Raw genomic sequence first — 19,750 nt, 5'->3', positions numbered from 1 at the left:
GCATTTCGTCTGTGATAGGAGGTTACGTGTACAAATACCTGTTTTTCCTGACGGCTTCGGCCGTGCCCGCTGCTGCATTGGCGCAAAGCCCGAGCGACCAGGCGCTCGCTGAAATCATCGACCGGCAGGATGCGGAAGGGGCCACGCCGGCCGCAGTCTATGCTCCGGCAGCGGCGCCGCGCGATGCGGCGGTGATCACGGTTACCGCCAACGGGCTCGGCACCGATCTGCGCAACACCGGCCAGTCGGTCACCGTCATCGAACGCGACGAGATCGAGCAGCTGCAGGGGGCCGACCCGGCGCGGGCATTGAACCGTGTCCCGGGCCTGTCGCTATCGCGCAGCGGCGGGATCGGCCGGGTGACCAGCGTCAATCTGCGCGGGGCCAGTTCGGACCAGGTACTGGTCCTGATCGACGGCGTGCGCGTGGCCGACCAGGCCAGCCCCTCGGGCGGGTTCGATTTCGGCAATCTGCTGCTCGGCACTGCGGGCAAGATCGATGTGCTGCGCGGTTCGAACAGCACGATCTGGGGTTCCGAAGCGGTCGGCGGCGTCATTGACATTTCCACGCGGACCGATCGCGGGCTCAGCGGCAGCATCGAATACGGCGCGCGCGATACGGTGTTCGCCAGTGCGGCGGCAGGCGCGGGCAATGATCGCGTGTTCTTCGGCCTGACCGGTTCATGGTACGAAACCGACGGCTTTTCGGCAGCGGCCTCTGGCACCGAGGCCGACGGTTCGCAGCAATTCGCGCTGGGCACGACCGCCTTCGTCAATCTGACGCCAAGCCTCGAGCTGTTCGCGCATGGCAATTTCGCCGAGGGCGAGGTCGATATCGACGGCTTCCCTGCACCCGCTTTCGTGCTTGCGGATACCGAGGATACGCAGAAGACCACCCGCTACTGGGGCGATGTCGGGCTGGCCTATTACGGCAACGACCTCACGCTGCGCGCCGCCTACAGCCGTTCGGACACCGAACGCGCCAATCGCAATGGCGCAGGCACCGAAACCTTCGCCAGCGACGGCAGCTCCGAACGCGTGTCGCTGCGCGGCGAATACCGCCTGCTGGGCGGACTGGCGCTGGCCTTCGGCGGCGATCACGAATGGACGGCGTTCGAAACCAGCTTCGATGCCGCCGCCGAAACCGAGATCAGCGGCGCCTATGCGCAGCTTGGCTGGGTGATGGGGCGGCTGGCCGCGCATGCCGGCGCGCGCGTGGACGACCACGAACAGTTCGGCACACATGTCAGTTTCGGCGGCGATGTCAGCTACGGCTTCGGCAGCGAATGGCGGCTGCGCGCCAGCGTGGGCGAAGGCTTCAAGGCGCCGACGCTGTACCAGCTGCTGTCCTTCTACGGGAACACCGAGCTCGAACCCGAGGAAAGCACCAGCTACGATCTCGGGATCGAGAAGGGCCAGCGCGGTTCGGGCCTGCATCTGGCGCTCACCGGGTTCCGCCGCGACAGCGACAATCTGATCGGTTTCGGCTTCACTGCCGAGCGCCCGTCGGGGGTCTATCTCAACACGGCGCGCGCGCGGGCGCAGGGTGTCGAGGCAGAAGCCGGCATCGACCTGCTGCGCGGGCTGCGGCTGGCGGGGATCTATTCTTATGTCGATGCCGAGGACCGCACCACCGGGCTCGACCTTGCGCGCAGGCCCAACCATTTCGGGACGATCTACGCCGACTGGGCCAGCGCTTTCGGCCTCGAGCTGGGCGCGGACCTGCGGATCGTCGGTCCCAGCTGGGACAATGGCGCCAACACCAACCGGCTCGACGGTTACGAACTGCTCGACCTGCGCGCTTCCTTCGGGATCGGCGACAATCTCGAACTGTTCGGCCGGGTAGAGAACGTCTTCGATACCGATTACCAGACCGTGGCCGGTTACGGCACTGCCGGACGCAGCGTGTTCGGCGGGATCAGGGCGAAGATGTGAAACCGCTGATCGTCGCATCGGTCCTGCTGCTCGCCGCTTGCGCGGGGGGCGGGGCCGGTGCGCCGCCTCCCGAACGCGGGCCGACGATTGTCAGCCTCAATCCCTGCACCGACGCCATCCTTGCCGAGCTTGCGGCTCCCGGGCAGTTGCTGGCGATTTCGCACTACAGCAAGGACCCGCGCGCCAGCTCGATGGAAGCGGCAGTCGCGGCGCGGTTCGCGGCCACCGGCGGGACGGTCGAGGAAGTGCTCGCGCTCGATCCCGACGTGGTGGTCGCGGGCAGTTTCCTCGCGCCGCCGACCCGTGCGGCGCTGGCCGAACTGGGGATGGAGGTCGTCACCTTCGATATCGCTACCGACGTCGCTGCCAGCAAACAGCAGATCCGCGATCTCGCCGCGCTGGCGGGCGATGCGTCCGCGGGCGCGCGCCTGATCGCCCGCATCGACGCTGCACTTGCTGCCGCCGCGCCCGCGGAGGGCGAGAGCGTCGCCACGCTGCTGTGGCAGCCGGGTGGGATCGTCGCGGGAGAGCAGACACTGGTCAGCGACCTGCTGGTCCGCACCGGCTTCGCCAATGCCGCCCCTGCGCGCGGGCTGTCGCAGGCGGATTTTGTCGCGCTCGAGGACGTCGTCGCCGTACCGCCCGAGGTCCTGTTGATCGCGGGCGGCGAACTGGGGCAGTCGCACCCGGTTCTCGGCCGCCTGGGCGATATGCACCGGGCGCGGTTCGATACCAGCCTGCTCTATTGCGGCGGCCCCACGATCATCCGGGCGGCCGAGCGGTTGGCCGCGATCAGGGCGGCCGCATCGTGAACCGCGCGATTCCGATCTTCGCCGGACTGTTGGCCATCGCATTGCCGCTGTCGCTGCTGGCGGGGCGGGTGTGGCTCGACCCCGCAAGCACGCCCAATGCCGCGCTGATCCTCGCCGAATTGCGCCTGCCGCGCGCGGTGCTGGCGATCGTCGTGGGCGCCGGGCTGGGCGCGAGCGGCGCGGCAATGCAGGGCTATCTGCGCAATCCGCTAGCCGATCCGGGCCTGTTCGGTATCGCGCCGGGCGCGGCACTGGGCGCGGTCGCCGCGCTGTGGTTCGGCTATGCCGCTGCGCCCTATCTGCTCCCCGCCTTCGCGCTGGTCGGCGCGGGCGGCGCCATGGCGCTGCTGGCCGCGATTGCCGGCCGGACTGGCGGGATCGCGCTGTTTACGCTGGCCGGGCTAATGGTCGCCAGCCTTGCCGGGGCGCTGACCGCACTGGCAATCAGCATGGCGCCCAATGCCTTTGCAATGAGCGAGATCGTCATGTGGCTCAACGGCGCGCTGACCGATCGCAGCTGGCGCGATGTCTGGGTGGCCGCGCCGCTGGTAGCGCTGGGGGTGGCGGTGCTGTGGCGCAGCGGCCGCTCGCTCGATGCGCTGACGCTGGGCGAACCGGTCGCCCGGTCGCTGGGGGTCGATACCAACCGCCTGCTGTGGCTGCTGATTGCGGGGGTCGGATTGACCGTGGGCGCCAGCGTCGCGGTGGCGGGCATCATCGGCTTCGTCGGGCTGATCGTGCCGCATCTCGTCCGCCCGCTGACCGATCGGCGGCCCTCGCAGCTGATCCTGCCCAGCGCTCTTGCGGGGGCGCTGCTGGTGCTGGTGGCTGACAGCGCGGTGCGCGTTCTGCCGCTGGTTACCGAATTGCGACTGGGCATCGCGCTCAGCCTGCTTGGCGCGCCGTTCTTCCTGTGGCTGCTGCTGCGCATGCGTCGGGGGCTGGCATGAGGCTGGCGGCGGCACAGCTGTCGATCGCCGAGCGGTTGGACCGGGTCTCGCTGATCCTCGAACCCGGCACGATCACCGCGATCTGCGGGCCCAATGGCGCGGGCAAGTCGAGCCTGCTCGAAGCGCTTGCCGGGCTGCTTCCAGCCGGCGACGGGGCGGTGTTTCTCGACCGGCAGCAGATCGCCGCGCTGCCCCTGCGCGAGCGGGCACGGCGTATCGGCTATCTGCCGCAAGCGCATGAAATCGCATGGGATGTGCCCGTGCGCAGCCTGGTCGAACTCGGCCGGCTGCCGCATGGCGACCGGCTGGCGGCACCGGTCGATGCCGCGCTCGACGCGCTCGACATCCGCGAGCTCGAAAACCGCCGCGCGCAGTCGCTGTCGGGCGGCGAGACCGCGCGCGTCCTCCTCGCGCGCGTATTGGCGGGCGAACCGCAGTGGATCCTCGCCGACGAACCGCTCGCCGCGCTCGATATCGCGCACCAGCTCGCGCTGCTGAGCCATTTGCGGCGGGCGGCGCAGGACGGGGCGGGCGTGGTGCTCGTGCTGCACGATCTCGCGCATGCGATGAACCATGCCGACCGCGTGGTGGTGCTCAACCGCGGCGTGGTGGCCGCCGACGGCGCATGCGAAGACGCGCTCGACCAGCAGGTGATCGAGCGCGTCTGGAAAGTCCCGGTCCGGTGGATCGGCGAACCGCGCCACCGGGCCTTGGTCAGCCGGTGATCAGTTGACCGTGCGCGGCGGCAGCTTGCCGTCGGAAGCCTCGCTGTCCGCCGCTTCGTCGCCCGCGATCAGGCCGCGCGCTTCGAGCATCGGGGTCACGTCGGGCTCGCGTCCGGCGAAGTTCCGGAACATTTCGAAATAGTCCATCGTCCCGCCCGTGCTCAGCACGGTCTTGCGATAATGGTCGCCATTGGCGCGCGTGAGCCCGCCATTGTCCATGAACCACTTGCGGCTGTCGCGGTCGAGCATCTCGGTCCACAGATAGCTGTAATAGCCCGCGCTATAGCCGCTGGGCGAGCTGAAGATGTGGTTGAAATAGGTCGTCCGGTAACGCGGCGGCACCAGGTCGATTTCCAGCCCCAGTTCCTCGAGCGACTTGCGTTCGAAGGCGGTGACCTTCTCGGGCGTGTCGATCGCGGCGGCTTCCGCCTGCGACAGCGCGGCCCACTTCATGTCGAGCAGGGCGGCTTCGACGACTTCGCCGAAATCATAGCCCTGGTTGAACTTCGAGGCCGCCTCGAGCTTCTCGATCATTTCAGCTGGGATGGTTTCCCCCGTCCGGTAATGCTTGGCGTAGTTCGACAGCACTTCGGGATAGGTCGCCCACATCTCGTTGACCTGGCTCGGATACTCCACGAAGTCGCGCGCGACCGCGGTGCCCGACAGGCTTTCGTAGCGCTGGTCAGCGAAGAAGCCGTGCAGCGCGTGGCCGAATTCGTGGAACAGCGTGTTGACGTTGTCGAAGCTGACCAGTTGCACTTCGCCTTCGGGTGCCTTGGGGATGTTGAGCACATTGTAGATCACCGGCTTGGTGCCCCACAGATCGCTCTGGTCGACGAAGTTGCTCATCCACGCCCCGCCGCGCTTGGACTCGCGCTGGAACGGGTCGAAGTAGAACAGCCCCAGCTCGCTGCCGTCACGGTCGAACACCGTGTAGGTCGTCACATCGGGGTGATAGACGGGCAGGTCGCTGCGCTTCTGGAAGGTCAGGCCGTAGAGCTTTTCGGCGGCATAGAACACGCCGTCTTCAAGCACGGTATCGAGCTGGAAATATTCCGCCATCGCATCTTCGTCGAGGTCGTAGCGCTCCGCCTTGACCTTGTTGGCATAGCGGTACCAGTCCCACGGCTGGACTTCGAAATCGCCCCCTTCGGCAGCGATCGCTTCGTTGAGCATGGCTGCTTCGCGGCGCTGCGTATTGGCGAGCGCGGGGACCATGCGTTCCATGAAGCCGAGCGCGGTGGCGGGTTTTTCGGCCATGCGATCCCACATCGCGTAGCTGGCCCAGTCCGCTTCACCGAACAGCGCGGCTTTCTCGGCGCGCAATTCGGCGATCCTGGCGACCAGCGGGCGGGTATCGATCGCGGTCGTGCCATTGGCGCGGTTGTAGCTTGCCTTGAAGAGCTTCTCGCGCGCAGCGCGATTCGTCATCGTGGGCAGCAGCGGCTGCTGCGTCGTGTTCTGCAGCGCGATCGCATATTTGCCCGCATAGCCCTTTTCGGCAGCAAGGTCGGCAGCCGCCTTGATGTCCGAATTGGTCAGCCCGGCGAGTTCGGCGCGGGTGTCGAAGATGACCGGCTGGTCGGCCATTGCAGCACGTGCCTGCTGGCCGAATTCGGTCGTGATCTCGGACAGTTCGGAATTGATCTGCTTGACCCGCTCGCGCTCGGCTTCGGTCAGCAGCGCGCCGGCGTGGACCATGCCCTGGTAGGTCTCTTCGAGCAGCCTGGCGTCTTCGCGCGTCATCGCCATGGCGGCGCGGTTGTCGTACACCGCCTTCACCCGCGCGAAAAGTTCGGGGTTGAGCGTGATGGAATCGCCATGCGCGGTCAGCTTGGGACTGATTTCGGTGTTGATCTCATCGAGCCGGTCGGTGGTGTTCGACCCCGTCACGGCAAAGAACACGCGCGCCACCCGGCCGAGCATGCGGCCCGACTTTTCCAGCGCGACGATGGTGTTGCTCATCGTCGGCGGTGCGGGATTGTCGATGATCGCCTGGATCTCGGCCTTCTGGATCGCCATGCCCTGTTCGAAAGCGGGCAGGTAATCGTCTTCCGAGATCTTCGAGAAATCGGGCGTCTGGAAGGGAAGCGTGCTGTCCGCGGCAAAATAGCCGGTTGCCTCGGGCAGGTCGGCGGCCGCCATGTCCGGCTGGCCGATGGTATCGAGGTCTTCGCCGTAAGCGGCGGAGCACCCTGCCAGCAGTGCGGCGGATGCGACGGTGGCCAGTATCTGGGCCTTCATAGTGTTCCCCTCAGGATTGGCGCGCCGGCGGGTAAGCCTGGCGCTGGAATACGAAGATGACTTGCGCGGATGGACGCCCCGGCACGCGCGCGCAAGCGCGGACACGTCACCGGTCGGCGCGTTTCCTACATTGGTCGAACGGCACGCGCTAACGCTGGTTCCGACCGGCTGGCGCAGCCGCTGCGTCACGCGCCTCGCCCAGCGCGCGGCGATTGACGGTCATCAACCGCGGACGGCCGCCTTCGCGGTCGACCACCAGCCATACTGCACCCAGTTCGAAAAACCCGCCCTGGTCTTTCGCCACGCTCATTTGCGACAGGTCCAGCCGTTCCAGCAGCGCAAGCATGTCGGCATCGAAAATTTCGTCGAACACGGCTTCGATCCCGGCGCGATCGGCGATCTCGCGGCGGTCCCCATCGCCGTCGATATACAGCAGCGGCAGGCCGACCTCGCGCAGCAGCTTTGCCTTGTCGCCGCTGCGCGCTGCGGCGCGCAATGCAGCGATCGCGGCCTCGAACTGGCTCGCGCTGGTGCCGGTTGCGCAGGAAATCGCGCCGCCGTCGACGATATCGTGCGCGCGGTCGAATTCGGTGCGGCGTTCCTCCTGCGTGGACCACACCAGCAGCAGGCAATCGTCGGGCTGTGCGCTGCCTTCGGCAAGCAGGTGGGCGCGCACTTCGCTCTCGCGCTCGTCCTCGGGCATGCACCCGGCGAGCGCGCAGCCAAGGGCTAGCGACAGGGGAAAGGCGGTTGTCGGTTTCATTCCGGTTCCAGCGCATATCGCATTACCGGCTCGTAGACAGAGCCTTCGGGACGCAGGAAGCTTTCGTACAACAGATAGGCATCGACCTCCCACGGGCCAAGACGCAAGCCCGCGGTCCGGGCCAGGAATGGCTCGAGCGAGCCGCTGGCTCGGTTGGTGCGCGCCAGCGTGACGTGCGGATGGTACTTGCGGTGATCGGGTTCGACGCCGGCGGCAACGCAGATATGTTCGATCCGGCGCCGCAGGCGCTGCAAGGCGACGTTGGGTTCCACGCCCGCCCACAGCGTATGCGTGCGGCCACTGCGGGCGAAGATACCAGTGCCCGAAAGCGCCATCCGGAAGCGGGGGAGGGCGGCAGCGCGCAGGCGCTCGGCCAGCTCGTCCGCCAGATGGGCGTCGACCTCACCGATGTAACGCAGCGTAACATGCAGTTGGTCGTCATCCTGCCACCGCACCGCATCGACGCCCTCCATCAGGTCGATCAGCGCGTCGCGGATCGCTGCGGGAGGGCGGATGCCGACGAAAAGGCGGTGGTACATGGTTCGGGTCTACAGGACGGTAGGGGACAGTCCGCCGCCTTTGGCGGAAAATCCCGTGAAGGATGAGCTGAAAGCGATCAGGTGGAGGCGAGCCCGGGCATCTCGCGCGGGTCTTCATAGGCCGCTTCCATGAAGATTTTCGCGCGACGTTCGCTGCGATATTGCAAGCCTTTGGCGAATTGGCCGCCGGCATGCGTATAGTCCAGCTCGGCCGCGATCGCGTCGTAATCGCCGGCATCGATCGCGGCGTTCAGCCGCGGGCTCTCGCTCGGCGACACATTGCCGATACCGACATTGTAAACCAGGTCGAGAAGCGCATCGAATTCGTGCTGGTGCAACGGCAGGTCGCCGACCAGCTGGCGCACGCCTTCCTCGGCTTCGGCGAGATCGGCATCGAGAAACGCCAGCACCCGTTCCTCGCTGACCCGGTCACCGACGCGCAGCCTGTCTTCCGGTTCGACCAGATGGCCGACGCCCACCGTAGGGTAGCCCGCGACATCGCGGTAAACGGTGTAGCGCACGCCTTCCTCTTCGATCAGCGCCTGCTTGAACGTGTCGCTCGCCGTCAGCAGCGGTGCCGGCTTGCGCACGCCTTCGGCATATTGCGCGGTCATGTCCGCCGTATTGGACGGGGCGACGGGCGCAGGGCGGGGCGGGCCGGTAAAGGCTGCAAGGCCGAGCGCCCCCGCACCCAGCATCAGTGTTGCCCGCTTGCGGGTCGATAGATGCGGCCTGACATCGAAGGCCTGTGCGGCGGCCCGGCGCGCACGGCGCAATTCACGGCGGTGCTGGCGTTCGCGGCGCAACCGCTTGAGCAGGCTTCGCGGGCCTTCGCCGCGGCTGCCGCGCAATGTCGTATGCGACCAGTCGACCGCGTCGAGCGGCCTGTCCAGTTCGTCGAGAATCGCCTGCAGTGCATCGGCGTTCCGGTTGTTTCGCGCTGTGTTCTGCCCGGTGGGGCCTGATGATTGCTTCCTGTGCGCGGTGTCCATTTCCATTGGCAGGGCACCTTTCGTTGATATTCGAATGAAGACACCTGCAAGTCTGGTCCGGGGTACGCGATTTCGTGAACCCGGCGCGGTGTCGGTCTTTCCCAATCAACGGGTGGGGCGGCTCGATGGTCCTCGGCTCGTCCCGGCGGGGCAACGCCCGGTCGGTGGCGGGTGCCCGTCAGGCGGCGCGGCGCACGCGGTTGCGGCCGGTGTTCTTCGCTTCGTAGCACGCTGCATCGGCGCGCAGCAGCGCATCGTCCAGGCCCTCGCCGAAGCGCCAGCCGGTCAGGCCGATCGAGGCCGAAATACGGATATCGGGGTGCTCGGTGAACCCGCGGGCGATCTGCGCGATCGCGCTGCGGAGGCGTTCGGCAGCGTCGGCCGCCGCGCCATCGTCCAGCCCGCGCGTGATCACGAGGAATTCCTCGCCGCCCAGCCGGAACGCCTGGTGCCCGGCGGCTGCGGGCAGGGTGCCGCCCCATTCGCGAATGGCATCGGCCGTCGCGATCAGCACGTGGTCGCCAACGCCGTGACCGTAAGTGTCGTTGATCGCCTTGAACCGGTCGAGATCGATGGTCATCAGGTGGCGCGGCTGGGTGCTGCGTTCGATCCGCGTTTCCTCGAACAGCTTGCGGCGGTTGAACAGACCCGTAAGCGGATCGCGCCAGCTGAGGAATTCCGCATGCGCCAGCGCATCGGCCAAGTCTTCCGACAACTGGCGGTTCTCGACCAGCACTTTCGCCGCGCTCTGGATGTGCTCGCCGGTGGAAGCGCTGTAGATGCGTATCCCGATGACGATCAGCGCAAGCATGACCACCAGCGCAGGATGCTGCACCCCGGGATGCAGGACAATCATCCCCAGCACGGTGAGCCAGAAGCTCGCCAACATGGCGTCGCGTGCCACTGGCAGGGCGGCAAGGGTGACGGCGATGAGCGTCACAACGATTACCACTACGCCGCGAACCAGATTGACGGCCACGACCGAACTGTCGGGCGGCGGCGGCCACAGCATCAGCGCCAGCGTGATGCCGGTCAGGCACATGGCGAACAGGACGACCCGTCTGGCCGATTGCGCAGGCTTGCGTGCTCGCATCACGCGTTCGAGCTCGCCGACAGCCTTGTGCGTATAGACGAAGGACGCCGCGCGCAGCAGCAGGAGGACCGTCATGGCAGCCGCGTTGGGCAGCATGGCGACACCGGCGGCGAGCATGGCCAGCCCGATCATGCTCGCCAGAACTGAGCGACGTTCGCGCTCGAGCATGGCAATGACCGCCTCGCGCTCGATCTCGAAAGGATCGACCGCCAGCCGCGTGAGCCCCTGGCTCGCAGTGTCGTCAAAACGGCTATCGGTGAACAATGGTGCGACCCTTCGTGTCCCGCGCATCGCGGGCGCTGCGGCATAGCGCCAATTGGTTAACGAACTCCAACGCGAAAATCACCATGTAGTAGCCTGCCACGACCGTGCCCCTACCGGTAGCTCGATTGTGACAATGGTTTGACAATCGATCGGTGCCCGCTGCCCGCTGCAATTGATCGGCAGCGTTGTAAATCGCGCCGGCGAACCCACATTCGCGGCACCACTGCGGCCGCCCTTGCGTTCGGCCCGTACCCGCCCTTGACCCTAGCGAACAATTCGGGAACACGTTTCCTTCATGGCACTCACCAAAATTTCCGTCCGCGGCGCGCGTGAACACAATCTCAAGGGCGTCGACATCGACCTGCCGCGCGACAGCCTGATCGTGATCACCGGCCTCAGCGGTTCGGGCAAGTCGAGCCTCGCCTTCGACACGATCTATGCCGAAGGGCAGCGGCGCTATGTCGAGAGCCTCTCCGCCTATGCGCGCCAGTTCCTCGAGATGATGCAGAAGCCCGATGTCGAGCATATCGACGGCCTCTCACCCGCGATCTCGATCGAGCAGAAGACCACCAGCCGCAACCCGCGCTCGACCGTCGCGACAGTGACCGAGATCTACGACTACATGCGCCTGCTGTGGGCGCGCGTGGGCGTACCCTATTCGCCCGCCACGGGACTGCCGATCGAGGCGCAGACCGTCTCCAACATGGTCGACCGGGTAATGGAACTGCCCGAGGGCACGCGCATCTACCTGCTCGCCCCCGTGGTGCGCGGGCGCAAGGGCGAATACCGCAAGGAACTGGCCGAATGGCAGAAGGCGGGCTTCACCCGCGTCCGCATCGACGGCGAGCTTCATGCGATCGAGGACGCGCCCGCGCTCGACAAGAAGTTCAAGCACGACATCGAGGTGGTGGTCGACCGGCTCGCGGTGAAGGAGGGCATCGAGACCCGTCTCGCCGACAGTTTCGAAACCGCGCTCAAGCTGGCCGAGGGGCTCGCCTATGTCGATCTCGCCGATGGCGCAGTGCCGGGGCGCGAGGACGAGGAAGCCGCGGCCGGCGGCGCGATGAAGGGCGCGGGACTGCCCGCCAACCGCATCGTCTTCTCCGAGAAATTCTCCTGCCCGGTCAGCGGCTTCACGATCGAGGAAGTCGAACCGCGCCTGTTTTCCTTCAACGCGCCGCAGGGCGCCTGCCCGACCTGCGACGGCATCGGCGAGAAGCAGCTGTTCGACCCGCAGCTGGTCGTCCCCAACGAGGCGCTCAGCCTCAAGAAGGGCGCGGTGGTGCCCTGGGCGAAGAGCAACCCGCCGTCGCCCTATTACATGCAGGTGCTCGCCTCCCTCGCGAAGGAATACGAGTTCGACCTGACCACCCCGTGGCAGGAGTTCGACAAGGAAATCCGCGACATCATCCTCCACGGCACCAAGGGCCGCGCGATCCCGCTTACCTTCAAGGACGGGCGCAAGAGCTACACCGTCAAGAAGCCGTTCGAGGGCGTGATCGGCAATCTCAACCGCCGCATGCTCCAGACCGAGAGCGCGTGGATGCGCGAGGAGCTGGCCAAGTTCCAGACCGCGCAGCCTTGCGAGACCTGCAATGGCAAGCGGCTCAATCCCAAGGCGCTCAGCGTCAAGATCCCCGGCCCCGCGGGCCCGACCGACATCGCCACCCCCACGCAGATGAGCGTCGCGGATGCCAAGGCGTGGTTCCTCGGGCTCGACGGACATCTGACCGACCAGCAGGCGCAGATCGCCAAGGCCATCCTCAAGGAAATCAACGAGCGGCTGGGCTTCCTCGACAATGTCGGGCTCGACTATCTCAACCTCGACCGTACTTCAGGTACGCTGAGCGGCGGCGAGAGCCAGCGCATCCGCCTCGCCAGCCAGATCGGCAGCGGGCTGTCGGGCGTGCTCTACGTTCTCGACGAACCCAGCATCGGCCTCCACCAGCGCGACAATGACCGGCTGCTCGAAACGCTCAAGCGCCTGCGCGACCTCGGCAATACGGTGATCGTGGTCGAGCATGACGAGGACGCGATCCGCGCCGCCGATTACGTGGTCGATCTCGGCCCCGGCGCGGGCGTCCACGGCGGCGAGGTGGTCGCCGAAGGCACGCTCAAGCAGGTGCTCAGGAACAAGAAATCGCTCACCGCCGCCTATCTCACCGGGCGCCGCGAAATCGCGGTTCCGCCCAAGCGGCGCAAGGGCAACGGGCACAAGCTCACCGTCCACGGCGCGCGCGCGAACAACCTCGCCAACGTCACCGCCAGCCTGCCGCTGGGCACCTTCACCTGCGTCACCGGCGTCTCGGGCTCGGGCAAGTCCAGCTTCACCATCGACACGCTCTACGCCTCCGCCGCGCGCGAACTCAACGGCGCGCGCATCGTCGCGGGCGCGCACGACAAGGTCACCGGGCTCGAATATTGCGACAAGGTGATCGAGATCGACCAGTCGCCCATCGGCCGCACCCCGCGCTCCAACCCCGCCACCTACACCGGCGCATTCACCCAGATCCGCGATTGGTTCGCGGGCCTCCCCGAAAGCCAGGCGCGCGGCTACAAGCCCGGGCGCTTCAGCTTCAACGTCAAGGGCGGCCGCTGCGAGGCGTGCCAGGGCGACGGCCTCATCAAGATCGAGATGCACTTCCTGCCCGACGTCTACGTCACCTGCGAACAATGCGGCGGCAAGCGCTACAACCGCGAAACGCTCGAGGTGAAGTTCAAGGGCCACTCGATCGCCGACGTGCTCGACATGACGATCGAAGATGCGGAGGAATTCTTCAAGGCGGTCCCGCCGATCCGCGACAAGATGCACATGCTCAACGAGGTCGGCCTAGGCTATGTCAAGGTCGGCCAGCAGGCGACCACGCTGTCGGGCGGCGAGGCGCAGCGCGTCAAGCTCGCCAAGGAACTCGCCAAGCGCAGCACCGGGCAGACGCTCTACATCCTCGACGAGCCCACCACGGGCCTGCATTTCGAGGACGTGCGCAAGCTGCTCGAAGTGCTCCACCGGCTGGTCGAGCAGGGGAACTCGGTGGTGGTGATTGAGCACAATCTCGATGTGATCAAGACGGCGGACCATGTGCTGGACCTTGGCCCAGGAGGCGGGGTCAGGGGCGGCGAAATCGTCGCGAGCGGGACGCCCGAACAGGTGATCAAGGTGCCGGAGAGCTTCACCGGCCAGTACCTTGCGCCGCTCCTGAACCGCCGCGTGGAAGCAGCCGAGTGAGTGTTATCGTCCTTCGTCAAGCCTGTCCTAAGCTTGTCGAAGGATCCGCCGACCACGTCCTCGACCTTGGCCCCGGCGGCGGTGTGCATGGTCGGGAGGGTTGTGGCGCAGGGGGCGCCGGAGGAGGTTGCTGCTGAATCGCGTTCGGTTACTGGGCAATAGCTCACGCCTAAACTCGAGCGACAAGAGGAGGCAGCAGATTAAGGCGAGGTCCGAGGGGGAGAGCGGGCAAGGCCGACCGGCCGCCAGCGGCGACGCGACCTTCAGTTCGCACGAGCGAGGATTTCGCAGCACGAATGTGCTGCGGACCACCAAAACTCGGAGAGCTATACGGGCAATAACTTAAGGCGATGCTGGGACGCAGCCGGGGCGGCGGAGTAGCGGTGCTTTTCGCACTACTGGACTGAAATGGTTGTTGCAGATTGATTTTGGATCATAGCCAATTTGTGGTCGTGACCATCTCATGAGATCTGAAATTTTGCGCGAGCCATGGGACGGCAAATTATCCAGTCTTTCGCGCTCGTATTCTCTTCAACATATGGTAGAAATTTGAGTGTTCGATATTCGCGACTGTATAACCGGAGAAAACTTTTGAGCTCGAATTGTCAGCTATTTCTCTCTGAAGTCGTGTCTATCGACGCTCACCATGACCCGATAAAATTTGATGATAAGTCGGCAGGGGTATACGTCGACTTAACGTTTCAGGAAGGGCGCGTCGGAGGTGATCGCCCCGAGATACCCTTTACATTTAAGTTGAATTTGAAGCGGGCCCTTTTGACCGTTTCCGTCGGCAGAGACCTGAAATATGATCGACGCCATGTAGCACGCACCATTCCTAACAGTTCGGTAGAGCATACGAGACTTCGCGGTGCACGCGACGTCGCGGAGCGAGAGATTGCTGCAGAAGGGCGGGTCGATCTGGCTTCGCTGGCCTCCGCTATTTCGGGGAAATTCCGGAAACGGAGTGAGATTAGTCGTGAGGACGAGTTGAAGCTGGTGCAAAGTCTTCCAGAAACCCTTGTCACCCCTCGCAGCGAAGGGGCTTCCGGATATTCATGGATATTGGAACCGACATTTCGTGAGCATCTTCGCGGTCAACCATGGGATCCGATCGCTGATCCGAGGCTCTTTGTGGAATCTCTTGCCGACCAGCTTGCTGACCCGCACATATTAGTCGAGCTAAAGTGCGCATTCGAAGATATTCATATCAGCGATATCGTTGAGAAAGACGGTCTTTCGGAAGATGAACGAGAGAATTTAGTCCTACATGAAGTCAATAAAAAAGCTGCCGAACACTTTTTGAAGATGCTTCTGATCGAAGCTCATCTTATGCCTAGTCGATTGGATAATCGGTTTCGAGAAGTGGTCATTGCTAGCGTAACGGCGATCGAAGACTAATGGCAGACGAATTTGATAAAGTCTTGGAGATTGCAAAGTCGGATACGCATGACCTTGTAGAGCTGGCACGCCTATCTGGACGTGAAATTCGTTCGTTTTTCAACTCGGCTGATCTGAGAGGCTGCGATCTAAGTGGTCAGTCGTTGGTGGGATTAAATTTCGATTGGGCTGATTTACGAGGGACTTCGCTCCGAGAGAGCGAGATAAGTGAGGGCGCACTCAACAATGCGATCGTCGATCAAGAATTTGATTTTTTCCAAGACGAGTTCGATAGTTATCTCTCCGATATAGATTTCCCGCAGTTGCATAAACTGGCTGTTTTTGGCCGGTTTCGACCGGGACTTTTTGAAGATTTATCGAAGGCTATTGGTTCGACCTACAAGGAAACATCGAAAGTATTAGGAGTTGGCACTTCGACGCTACGGCGTATGCGGCTTGGGGAGCCAGTATCTACCGAAACACTCGAAATTGTTAAAGATAGTCTTGATGATTTTCTTTCTTCTTCACTAGGGTCGAGTGATCAAAGGGAGGTATTTGAGCGACTACTTCAACCCTCTATTTCTTTCGGTCAATATCTGTCTGAAAGATTTATGCCTATCAATCGATCGGATATTTTGAGCAGCTTTGAGATCGTCGATAAAATTAATGAGGTCGTTAGGACGCGTTACAGAGACAAAAGCGGATACTTCAATTGGTCTATAAAGCCAAAAAATCTACTGCCGTTTCTGCAATTTTACCGCGAGATAGGTTTTTCAAATCATGACATATCTCCAGATGCTAACTTGCATTATCCGGACCTAAAGATTCCTATGCTCCCATTCGATGGAGATGGCTGAATTGACCGTAACTTTCTGGCTACACTGTCCTACACCGCGCCCGGTGTATTACTAACCCGGTTCCCTTCCCCCCCAAGCAAGGCGAACCAATGCACATTTCTTGTCTCGACCCTCAAACGCCGGGCCCGAGCCATCCGGCTCGCTTGGCGTCCTCGCATAAGCTCGGGCGGCCGTGCAGGTGGCCATCGGCCAGCTGCGCCTTCGGCTATGCTTCCGGCCTTGCCTCGGCTGCGCCTTGGATGGTTGTGCCAGCCTTACAGTTCGGAGGCGCGGCATGAGCGATATGTCTTCGCACCCCATCATCCTTCACCCCGACCTCGACACCGACGACACGCGCGCGCCGCAGACGCAGTTCGTGGTCGAGCGGCAGGTGGCGTTTCTCGAGGCGCTGGCGACCACCGGCAGCGTGCGCGCGGCGGCGCGGCGGGCGCGGGTGTCGCACCAGACCTGCTACCGCGCGCGCCGCGCCAGCGCGGGCTTCGGGCGCGCCTGGGATGCGGCGCTGGTGGTCGCGCGCGGCGCGGCCGAGGCGAAGCTCGCGGACTACGCCATGAACGGGATCGAGGAGGAGGTGTGGTATCACGGCGACCTCGTCGGTTCGCGCAAGCGCGTCTCCGACCGGCTGCTGCTCGCGCATCTCGGGCGGCTCGACCGGATGCGCGGCGATGAACGGATCGAGGCACTTGCGGAGGATTTCGACGGCATGATCCTGCGGCTGCGCCGCGGTGAGCCGATCGAGCCCGAAGTGGCCGATCCCGGCCCCGCCGAACCTGCGCAGGAGGGGCGCGGCACTTCTTCGCCTGGACCGTGTAACAGGCGGTCCAAGTCTCGGGTAAATTCTCCGGCCTACCCGCAGGACGATGAGGGGGCGGGGGCAGCCTCCGACCCGGGCGAGCCGCCTTGCGACTGCGTCGGCGCGCGCCACGGGACCGATCGCGGGCAGCAGCATTACCGGCGCGGGGCGCAGGGGCCCGAACCGGTGATCAACGTCGCGGGCGAGGGGCCGTGCTGCGACGCGCCCGACTGGCCGCAGTGCCGCGACTGCCCGCACTATCCCCCGGTCGGCCGGATCCTGCGCGAAATGGAGGAAGACCGCCCCGCCGGCGCCCCCGCTCCGCACGAACAGGGCAACGGCGCCGCGGTCGAGGGCGTGCAGATCGAGGCCTTCTGCGCGGGGCTCGCACAGTGGTGGCTGCTGACCAGTGAGGAAGAACTGGAGCGCGCGCTGGCTGAGGGGATGGGGGAGGGGTGAGGGGTAGGGGGTGAGTGTGGGGAGAGAGGGTGAGAGATGGGTGAGAGGGAGTCTTTGTGTTTCGAACCGACATCCGTCGGTTCGTCCTCGCTAGACGTGCAGCAAGCTGCGCCCGCTGCGGGCGGCCGGTCGGCCTTGCCTCGCCTGCGGCTCGGGACCAGCGCACCCTCGCCGAGTTGCGCCGGATCCGGGCCGGCGGAGGCCCGGCAAGCGCGACCGCGCGCCCGCAGGGGCCCGAAGGAGCGCAGCGACGAAGGAACAGCCCCGAGGACGAAGCCGCGGATGCGGCTTCGAAACACAAAGACTCCCCTCAATCCCGCAGACGTCGGTCCGCAACCCTACACGTTGATCAGCCCGAACTTGAGCCCCTTGACCGCGGCCGAGGCGCGGTCGGTCACGTCGAGCTTGGCGAAGATGCGCTTGATGTGCGTGGCGATGGTGGGGCGCTTGTTGCCGAGGATCATCGCGATCTCCTCATTGCTCTTGCCGCGCGCGATCCAGTGCAGGATGGTGATCTCGCGCGGGGCGAGGTGCGGGCGCTCGACCTCTTCGGACGCCAGCTGGTCGATCCGCAAATGGGTCGCCTGCGCGACGCTGTGGAGGATCGGCACATCGGCATGCGCGATGCGGTCCTCGTGGTCGATCATGGTGATGGAGAACACCGCGATGTGCTGGCGCGGGCCGAAGGTCGGCAGCAGGAAGCCGTCGGTCAGCCCGTGCTCGCGCGCCGCGTCGATGAACAGCTGCTGGTTGCCGGTCAGTCGGCCTTCGGCGACGTCGACCAGCCGCAGCGGCCGGCCCGCGCGCGCGGCAAGGCCGGGCAGCGGGTCGTATTCGGCGAGGCGCTCGCGGTAGCTGGCGACGAAGCCCTCGGGGAAGCCGAAGGAGGTCACCTCGCTGCGCCCGGGATCGGTGCGCGAGGGGCGCGCGTAGCTCAGCGCGGCGAAGCCCTGCGTGCGGAAGAAGGCGCGCGCGACCGCGAAGACCGCGCCCTCGTCCTCGGCCGCGGCGATCTGGCGGATGGCCTGGCTGTCGTCCATGGCGTGCGTCGAACCTCCCCCGAAGGCATGCGGGCTGCGGCATGCCTTCACTGGATGTCATCCACTCGCATGACATGCAAGCGTGTCGGCATGTTGGCGGGCAAAGGGCCGTACATGAATACCGCATCGGGCCCGTTGGCGCTGCGAAGCACGTATCTATACGTAGTGTTTATGGATGTAGTGCACATGGGTGACATGCATTCAGACGACTAGGGAAAATACCGCGTTAATCATAGTCAAAGGGCAGGGCCGGGGGGACCATCGCTTGACCGACCCGGGGGGAATTGACGGAATGGGATCGTCACGCGATGCAAAACTCTACCTTTGTTGTCATCGACAGCAACTATCGGACACGTCACGAGCTGGTGCGGGCACTCGGCACGATGGCCTATGTGGTGCCTGCGGATTCGCTCGAGGAACTCGGCGGGCGCTGGCCCGAACAGGGCTGGCTGCTCGTCCACGACACCGGCACGCAGGTGGCCGACACCCAGCGCGCGCTGCGCGAGGCGGGGCAGTACCTGCCGGTGGTTCCCTATTCGCAAGGCGCCAGCATCGCGCATGTGATGGACGCGCTCTCCGCCGGTGCGGCAGGCTATCTCGAATGGCCCTTGGCGCATGACGCGCTGCAGCGCAGCCTGGAAACAATCATAGCGCGCAAGTGGCAGGGCTCGGCGACATCGCTGGCACAGGCCCGCGCCAAGCAGCGCATCGACCTGCTTTCGCCGCGCGAGAAGGAAGTGCTGACCAGCGTGTGCGAAGGCTATTCGAGCAAGGAAGTCGCGCGGACGCTCGGGATCAGCCCGCGCACGGTGGAGCTGCACCGCGCGAATGTGCTGACCAAGCTGGGCGTGCGCAATGTCGCGGCTGCGGTGAAGCTGTCGGTCGAGGCGCGGTTCGAGAGCGCCGCCGCCGAGATGGCACAGTCCGAGCCATCCGAGATGGCTGCCTGACGACGGGGCACCTGCGGCCCGCGGGCCGTCCTATGGTTCGAGTATGGCGAGGTGGACGGTGCCATGCCCGCGGCGGATCAGGCCCAGCTGCGATGCCGCGGCCCGGCTGACGTCGATCACGCGGTTGCCATGAAACGGCCCGCGGTCGTTGATCCGCACCGTAACGCTTTTCCCGCTGCTGGGATTGGTCACCTCGACCAGCGTGCCGAATGGCAGCGTGCGATGCGCCGCGGTCAGCGCATGCATGTCGAAGCGCTCGCCGCTGGCCGTGCGGCGGCCATGGAAACGGCGGCCGTAGTAGGATGCCACACCCACACCCAGCGGGCGCGCAGCGGGCGCGACCTCGACCGGTGGTTCGATCGTCGAAAGATCGACGACCCGGCCTGCCGGTTCGGGCGGGGGCGGTAGCGCCTCGAAACGTGCAAAGCTGGTCTCGAAGGCCGGCTGCCCGCCAGCCGCATGTGTGCGTTCCTGCGGCTGCGCGGCAGTGGCCGGCATGGCAAGTGCGGCAAGTATCACCATGCTGCGTAGCGCGCGATTGACCATGATCGGACCTCCCGTTCGGTTCACGGGGATATAGGCGATAGAAACGGGCGAGTCCCACCGGCGGGGGCCGGTTGCCCCATTGGCGCCACAGTTCGTCGTGTCTCGCGATGCCGGGCGGAAACTTCGGGGTTCGCCCATCGGCGGTGCCCCGCAAATGCAAATGGGGCCGGCATCGCTGCCGACCCC

16 protein-coding genes are annotated in these 19,750 nt (G+C 65.0%); 9 read left to right on the top strand and 7 right to left on the bottom strand.

Annotated elements, in window-relative coordinates; translation table 11 throughout:
- The first annotated feature begins 26 nt into the window (after nt 1-26).
- From SJY12_RS04645 to SJY12_RS04630, 4 genes are read left to right on the top strand one after another with little or no spacing between them, the layout of a single operon-like run.
- Entirely contained in the window at nt 27-1,934 is a 1,908-nt protein-coding gene (locus SJY12_RS04645; protein ID WP_397506167.1) for a TonB-dependent receptor plug domain-containing protein, read from the top strand.
- Nucleotides 1,931-2,746, top strand: coding sequence for an ABC transporter substrate-binding protein (locus SJY12_RS04640; protein WP_397506165.1), 816 nt, complete (start codon nt 1,931-1,933; stop codon nt 2,744-2,746). The genes SJY12_RS04645 and SJY12_RS04640 overlap by 4 nt, the downstream gene beginning before the upstream one ends.
- Nucleotides 2,743-3,696, top strand: coding sequence for an iron ABC transporter permease (locus SJY12_RS04635; RefSeq protein ID WP_230833668.1), 954 nt, complete (start codon nt 2,743-2,745; stop codon nt 3,694-3,696). Before SJY12_RS04640 ends, SJY12_RS04635 begins: the two co-directional genes overlap by 4 nt.
- Nucleotides 3,693-4,421, top strand: coding sequence for an ABC transporter ATP-binding protein (locus SJY12_RS04630; RefSeq protein WP_397506163.1), 729 nt, complete (start codon nt 3,693-3,695; stop codon nt 4,419-4,421). Before SJY12_RS04635 ends, SJY12_RS04630 begins: the two co-directional genes overlap by 4 nt.
- Here the strand turns inward: SJY12_RS04630 and SJY12_RS04625 are convergent, their stop codons facing one another.
- The 5 genes from SJY12_RS04625 to SJY12_RS04605 all read right to left on the bottom strand — a co-directional run bounded on the left by SJY12_RS04625 (nt 4,422) and on the right by SJY12_RS04605 (nt 10,316).
- Complete coding sequence (locus SJY12_RS04625) at nt 4,422-6,665, bottom strand: M3 family metallopeptidase (RefSeq protein ID WP_397506161.1); 2,244 nt, start codon at nt 6,663-6,665, stop codon at nt 4,422-4,424. It abuts the gene before it with no gap.
- 148 nt (nt 6,666-6,813) lie between these two features.
- Nucleotides 6,814-7,428, bottom strand: coding sequence for a hypothetical protein (locus SJY12_RS04620; RefSeq protein ID WP_397506159.1), 615 nt, complete (start codon nt 7,426-7,428; stop codon nt 6,814-6,816).
- The gene (gene thpR, locus SJY12_RS04615; RefSeq protein WP_397506157.1) at nt 7,425-7,967 is read right to left on the bottom strand and encodes an RNA 2',3'-cyclic phosphodiesterase; all 543 of its coding nucleotides are present in this window, start codon (nt 7,965-7,967) and stop codon (nt 7,425-7,427) included. The genes SJY12_RS04620 and thpR overlap by 4 nt, the downstream gene beginning before the upstream one ends.
- 77 nt (nt 7,968-8,044) lie before the next feature.
- Entirely contained in the window at nt 8,045-8,965 is a 921-nt protein-coding gene (locus SJY12_RS04610) for a lysozyme (protein WP_397506155.1), read from the bottom strand.
- A 172-nt stretch (nt 8,966-9,137) separates the two neighbouring features.
- Complete coding sequence (locus tag SJY12_RS04605; RefSeq protein ID WP_397506153.1) at nt 9,138-10,316, bottom strand: diguanylate cyclase domain-containing protein; 1,179 nt, start codon at nt 10,314-10,316, stop codon at nt 9,138-9,140.
- Nucleotides 10,317-10,611: 295 nt separating this feature from the next.
- Here SJY12_RS04605 and uvrA point away from each other — a divergent pair, with 295 nt between their 5' ends.
- The 4 genes from uvrA (at nt 10,612) to SJY12_RS04585 (ending at nt 17,028) form a co-directional block, all read left to right on the top strand.
- A complete protein-coding gene (uvrA, locus tag SJY12_RS04600; protein ID WP_397506151.1) occupies nt 10,612-13,542 on the top strand; it encodes an excinuclease ABC subunit UvrA in 2,931 nt (976 codons plus the stop codon).
- Nucleotides 13,543-14,169: 627 nt separating this feature from the next.
- Nucleotides 14,170-14,940 carry a hypothetical protein gene (locus SJY12_RS04595; RefSeq protein WP_397506149.1) on the top strand — a complete coding sequence of 257 codons (771 nt, stop codon included), beginning with the start codon at nt 14,170-14,172 and terminating at the stop codon, nt 14,938-14,940.
- Nucleotides 14,940-15,776, top strand: coding sequence for a pentapeptide repeat-containing protein (locus SJY12_RS04590; protein WP_397506147.1), 837 nt, complete (start codon nt 14,940-14,942; stop codon nt 15,774-15,776). The genes SJY12_RS04595 and SJY12_RS04590 overlap by 1 nt, the downstream gene beginning before the upstream one ends.
- A 274-nt stretch (nt 15,777-16,050) precedes the next feature.
- Nucleotides 16,051-17,028, top strand: coding sequence for a hypothetical protein (locus tag SJY12_RS04585; RefSeq protein ID WP_397506145.1), 978 nt, complete (start codon nt 16,051-16,053; stop codon nt 17,026-17,028).
- 338 nt (nt 17,029-17,366) lie between these two features.
- Here SJY12_RS04585 and SJY12_RS04580 read toward each other — a convergent pair whose 3' ends face one another.
- Nucleotides 17,367-18,068, bottom strand: coding sequence for a LuxR family transcriptional regulator (locus SJY12_RS04580; RefSeq protein WP_063505782.1), 702 nt, complete (start codon nt 18,066-18,068; stop codon nt 17,367-17,369).
- 308 nt (nt 18,069-18,376) lie between these two features.
- Here SJY12_RS04580 and SJY12_RS04575 point away from each other — a divergent pair, with 308 nt between their 5' ends.
- Nucleotides 18,377-19,018, top strand: a complete 642-nt coding sequence (locus SJY12_RS04575) for a response regulator transcription factor (protein ID WP_397506143.1) — start codon at nt 18,377-18,379, stop codon at nt 19,016-19,018.
- A gap of 30 nt (nt 19,019-19,048) precedes the next feature.
- Here the strand turns inward: SJY12_RS04575 and SJY12_RS04570 are convergent, their stop codons facing one another.
- The gene (locus tag SJY12_RS04570) at nt 19,049-19,564 is read right to left on the bottom strand and encodes a septal ring lytic transglycosylase RlpA family protein (RefSeq protein WP_063513096.1); all 516 of its coding nucleotides are present in this window, start codon (nt 19,562-19,564) and stop codon (nt 19,049-19,051) included.
- Nucleotides 19,565-19,750 lie beyond the last annotated feature (186 nt).

It is taken from the genome of Qipengyuania sp. R86523 (genome assembly GCF_044596365.1).
GTDB lineage: Bacteria > Pseudomonadota > Alphaproteobacteria > Sphingomonadales > Sphingomonadaceae > Qipengyuania > Qipengyuania citrea.
This window is presented reverse-complemented; position numbering and strand designations above follow the sequence as displayed.

Coding starts and splice junctions, on each gene's coding strand:
- SJY12_RS04630 (WP_397506163.1), top strand. CDS start 3,693: ATGAGGCTGGCGGCGGCACAGCTGTCGATCGCCGAGCGGTTGGACCGG.
- SJY12_RS04625 (WP_397506161.1), bottom strand. CDS start 6,665: ATGAAGGCCCAGATACTGGCCACCGTCGCATCCGCCGCACTGCTGGCA.
- SJY12_RS04620 (WP_397506159.1), bottom strand. CDS start 7,428: ATGAAACCGACAACCGCCTTTCCCCTGTCGCTAGCCCTTGGCTGCGCG.
- thpR (WP_397506157.1), bottom strand. CDS start 7,967: ATGTACCACCGCCTTTTCGTCGGCATCCGCCCTCCCGCAGCGATCCGC.
- SJY12_RS04610 (WP_397506155.1), bottom strand. CDS start 8,965: ATGGAAATGGACACCGCGCACAGGAAGCAATCATCAGGCCCCACCGGG.
- uvrA (WP_397506151.1), top strand. CDS start 10,612: ATGGCACTCACCAAAATTTCCGTCCGCGGCGCGCGTGAACACAATCTC.
- SJY12_RS04590 (WP_397506147.1), top strand. CDS start 14,940: ATGGCAGACGAATTTGATAAAGTCTTGGAGATTGCAAAGTCGGATACG.
- SJY12_RS04585 (WP_397506145.1), top strand. CDS start 16,051: ATGAGCGATATGTCTTCGCACCCCATCATCCTTCACCCCGACCTCGAC.
- SJY12_RS04580 (WP_063505782.1), bottom strand. CDS start 18,068: ATGGACGACAGCCAGGCCATCCGCCAGATCGCCGCGGCCGAGGACGAG.
- SJY12_RS04575 (WP_397506143.1), top strand. CDS start 18,377: ATGCAAAACTCTACCTTTGTTGTCATCGACAGCAACTATCGGACACGT.
- SJY12_RS04570 (WP_063513096.1), bottom strand. CDS start 19,564: ATGGTCAATCGCGCGCTACGCAGCATGGTGATACTTGCCGCACTTGCC.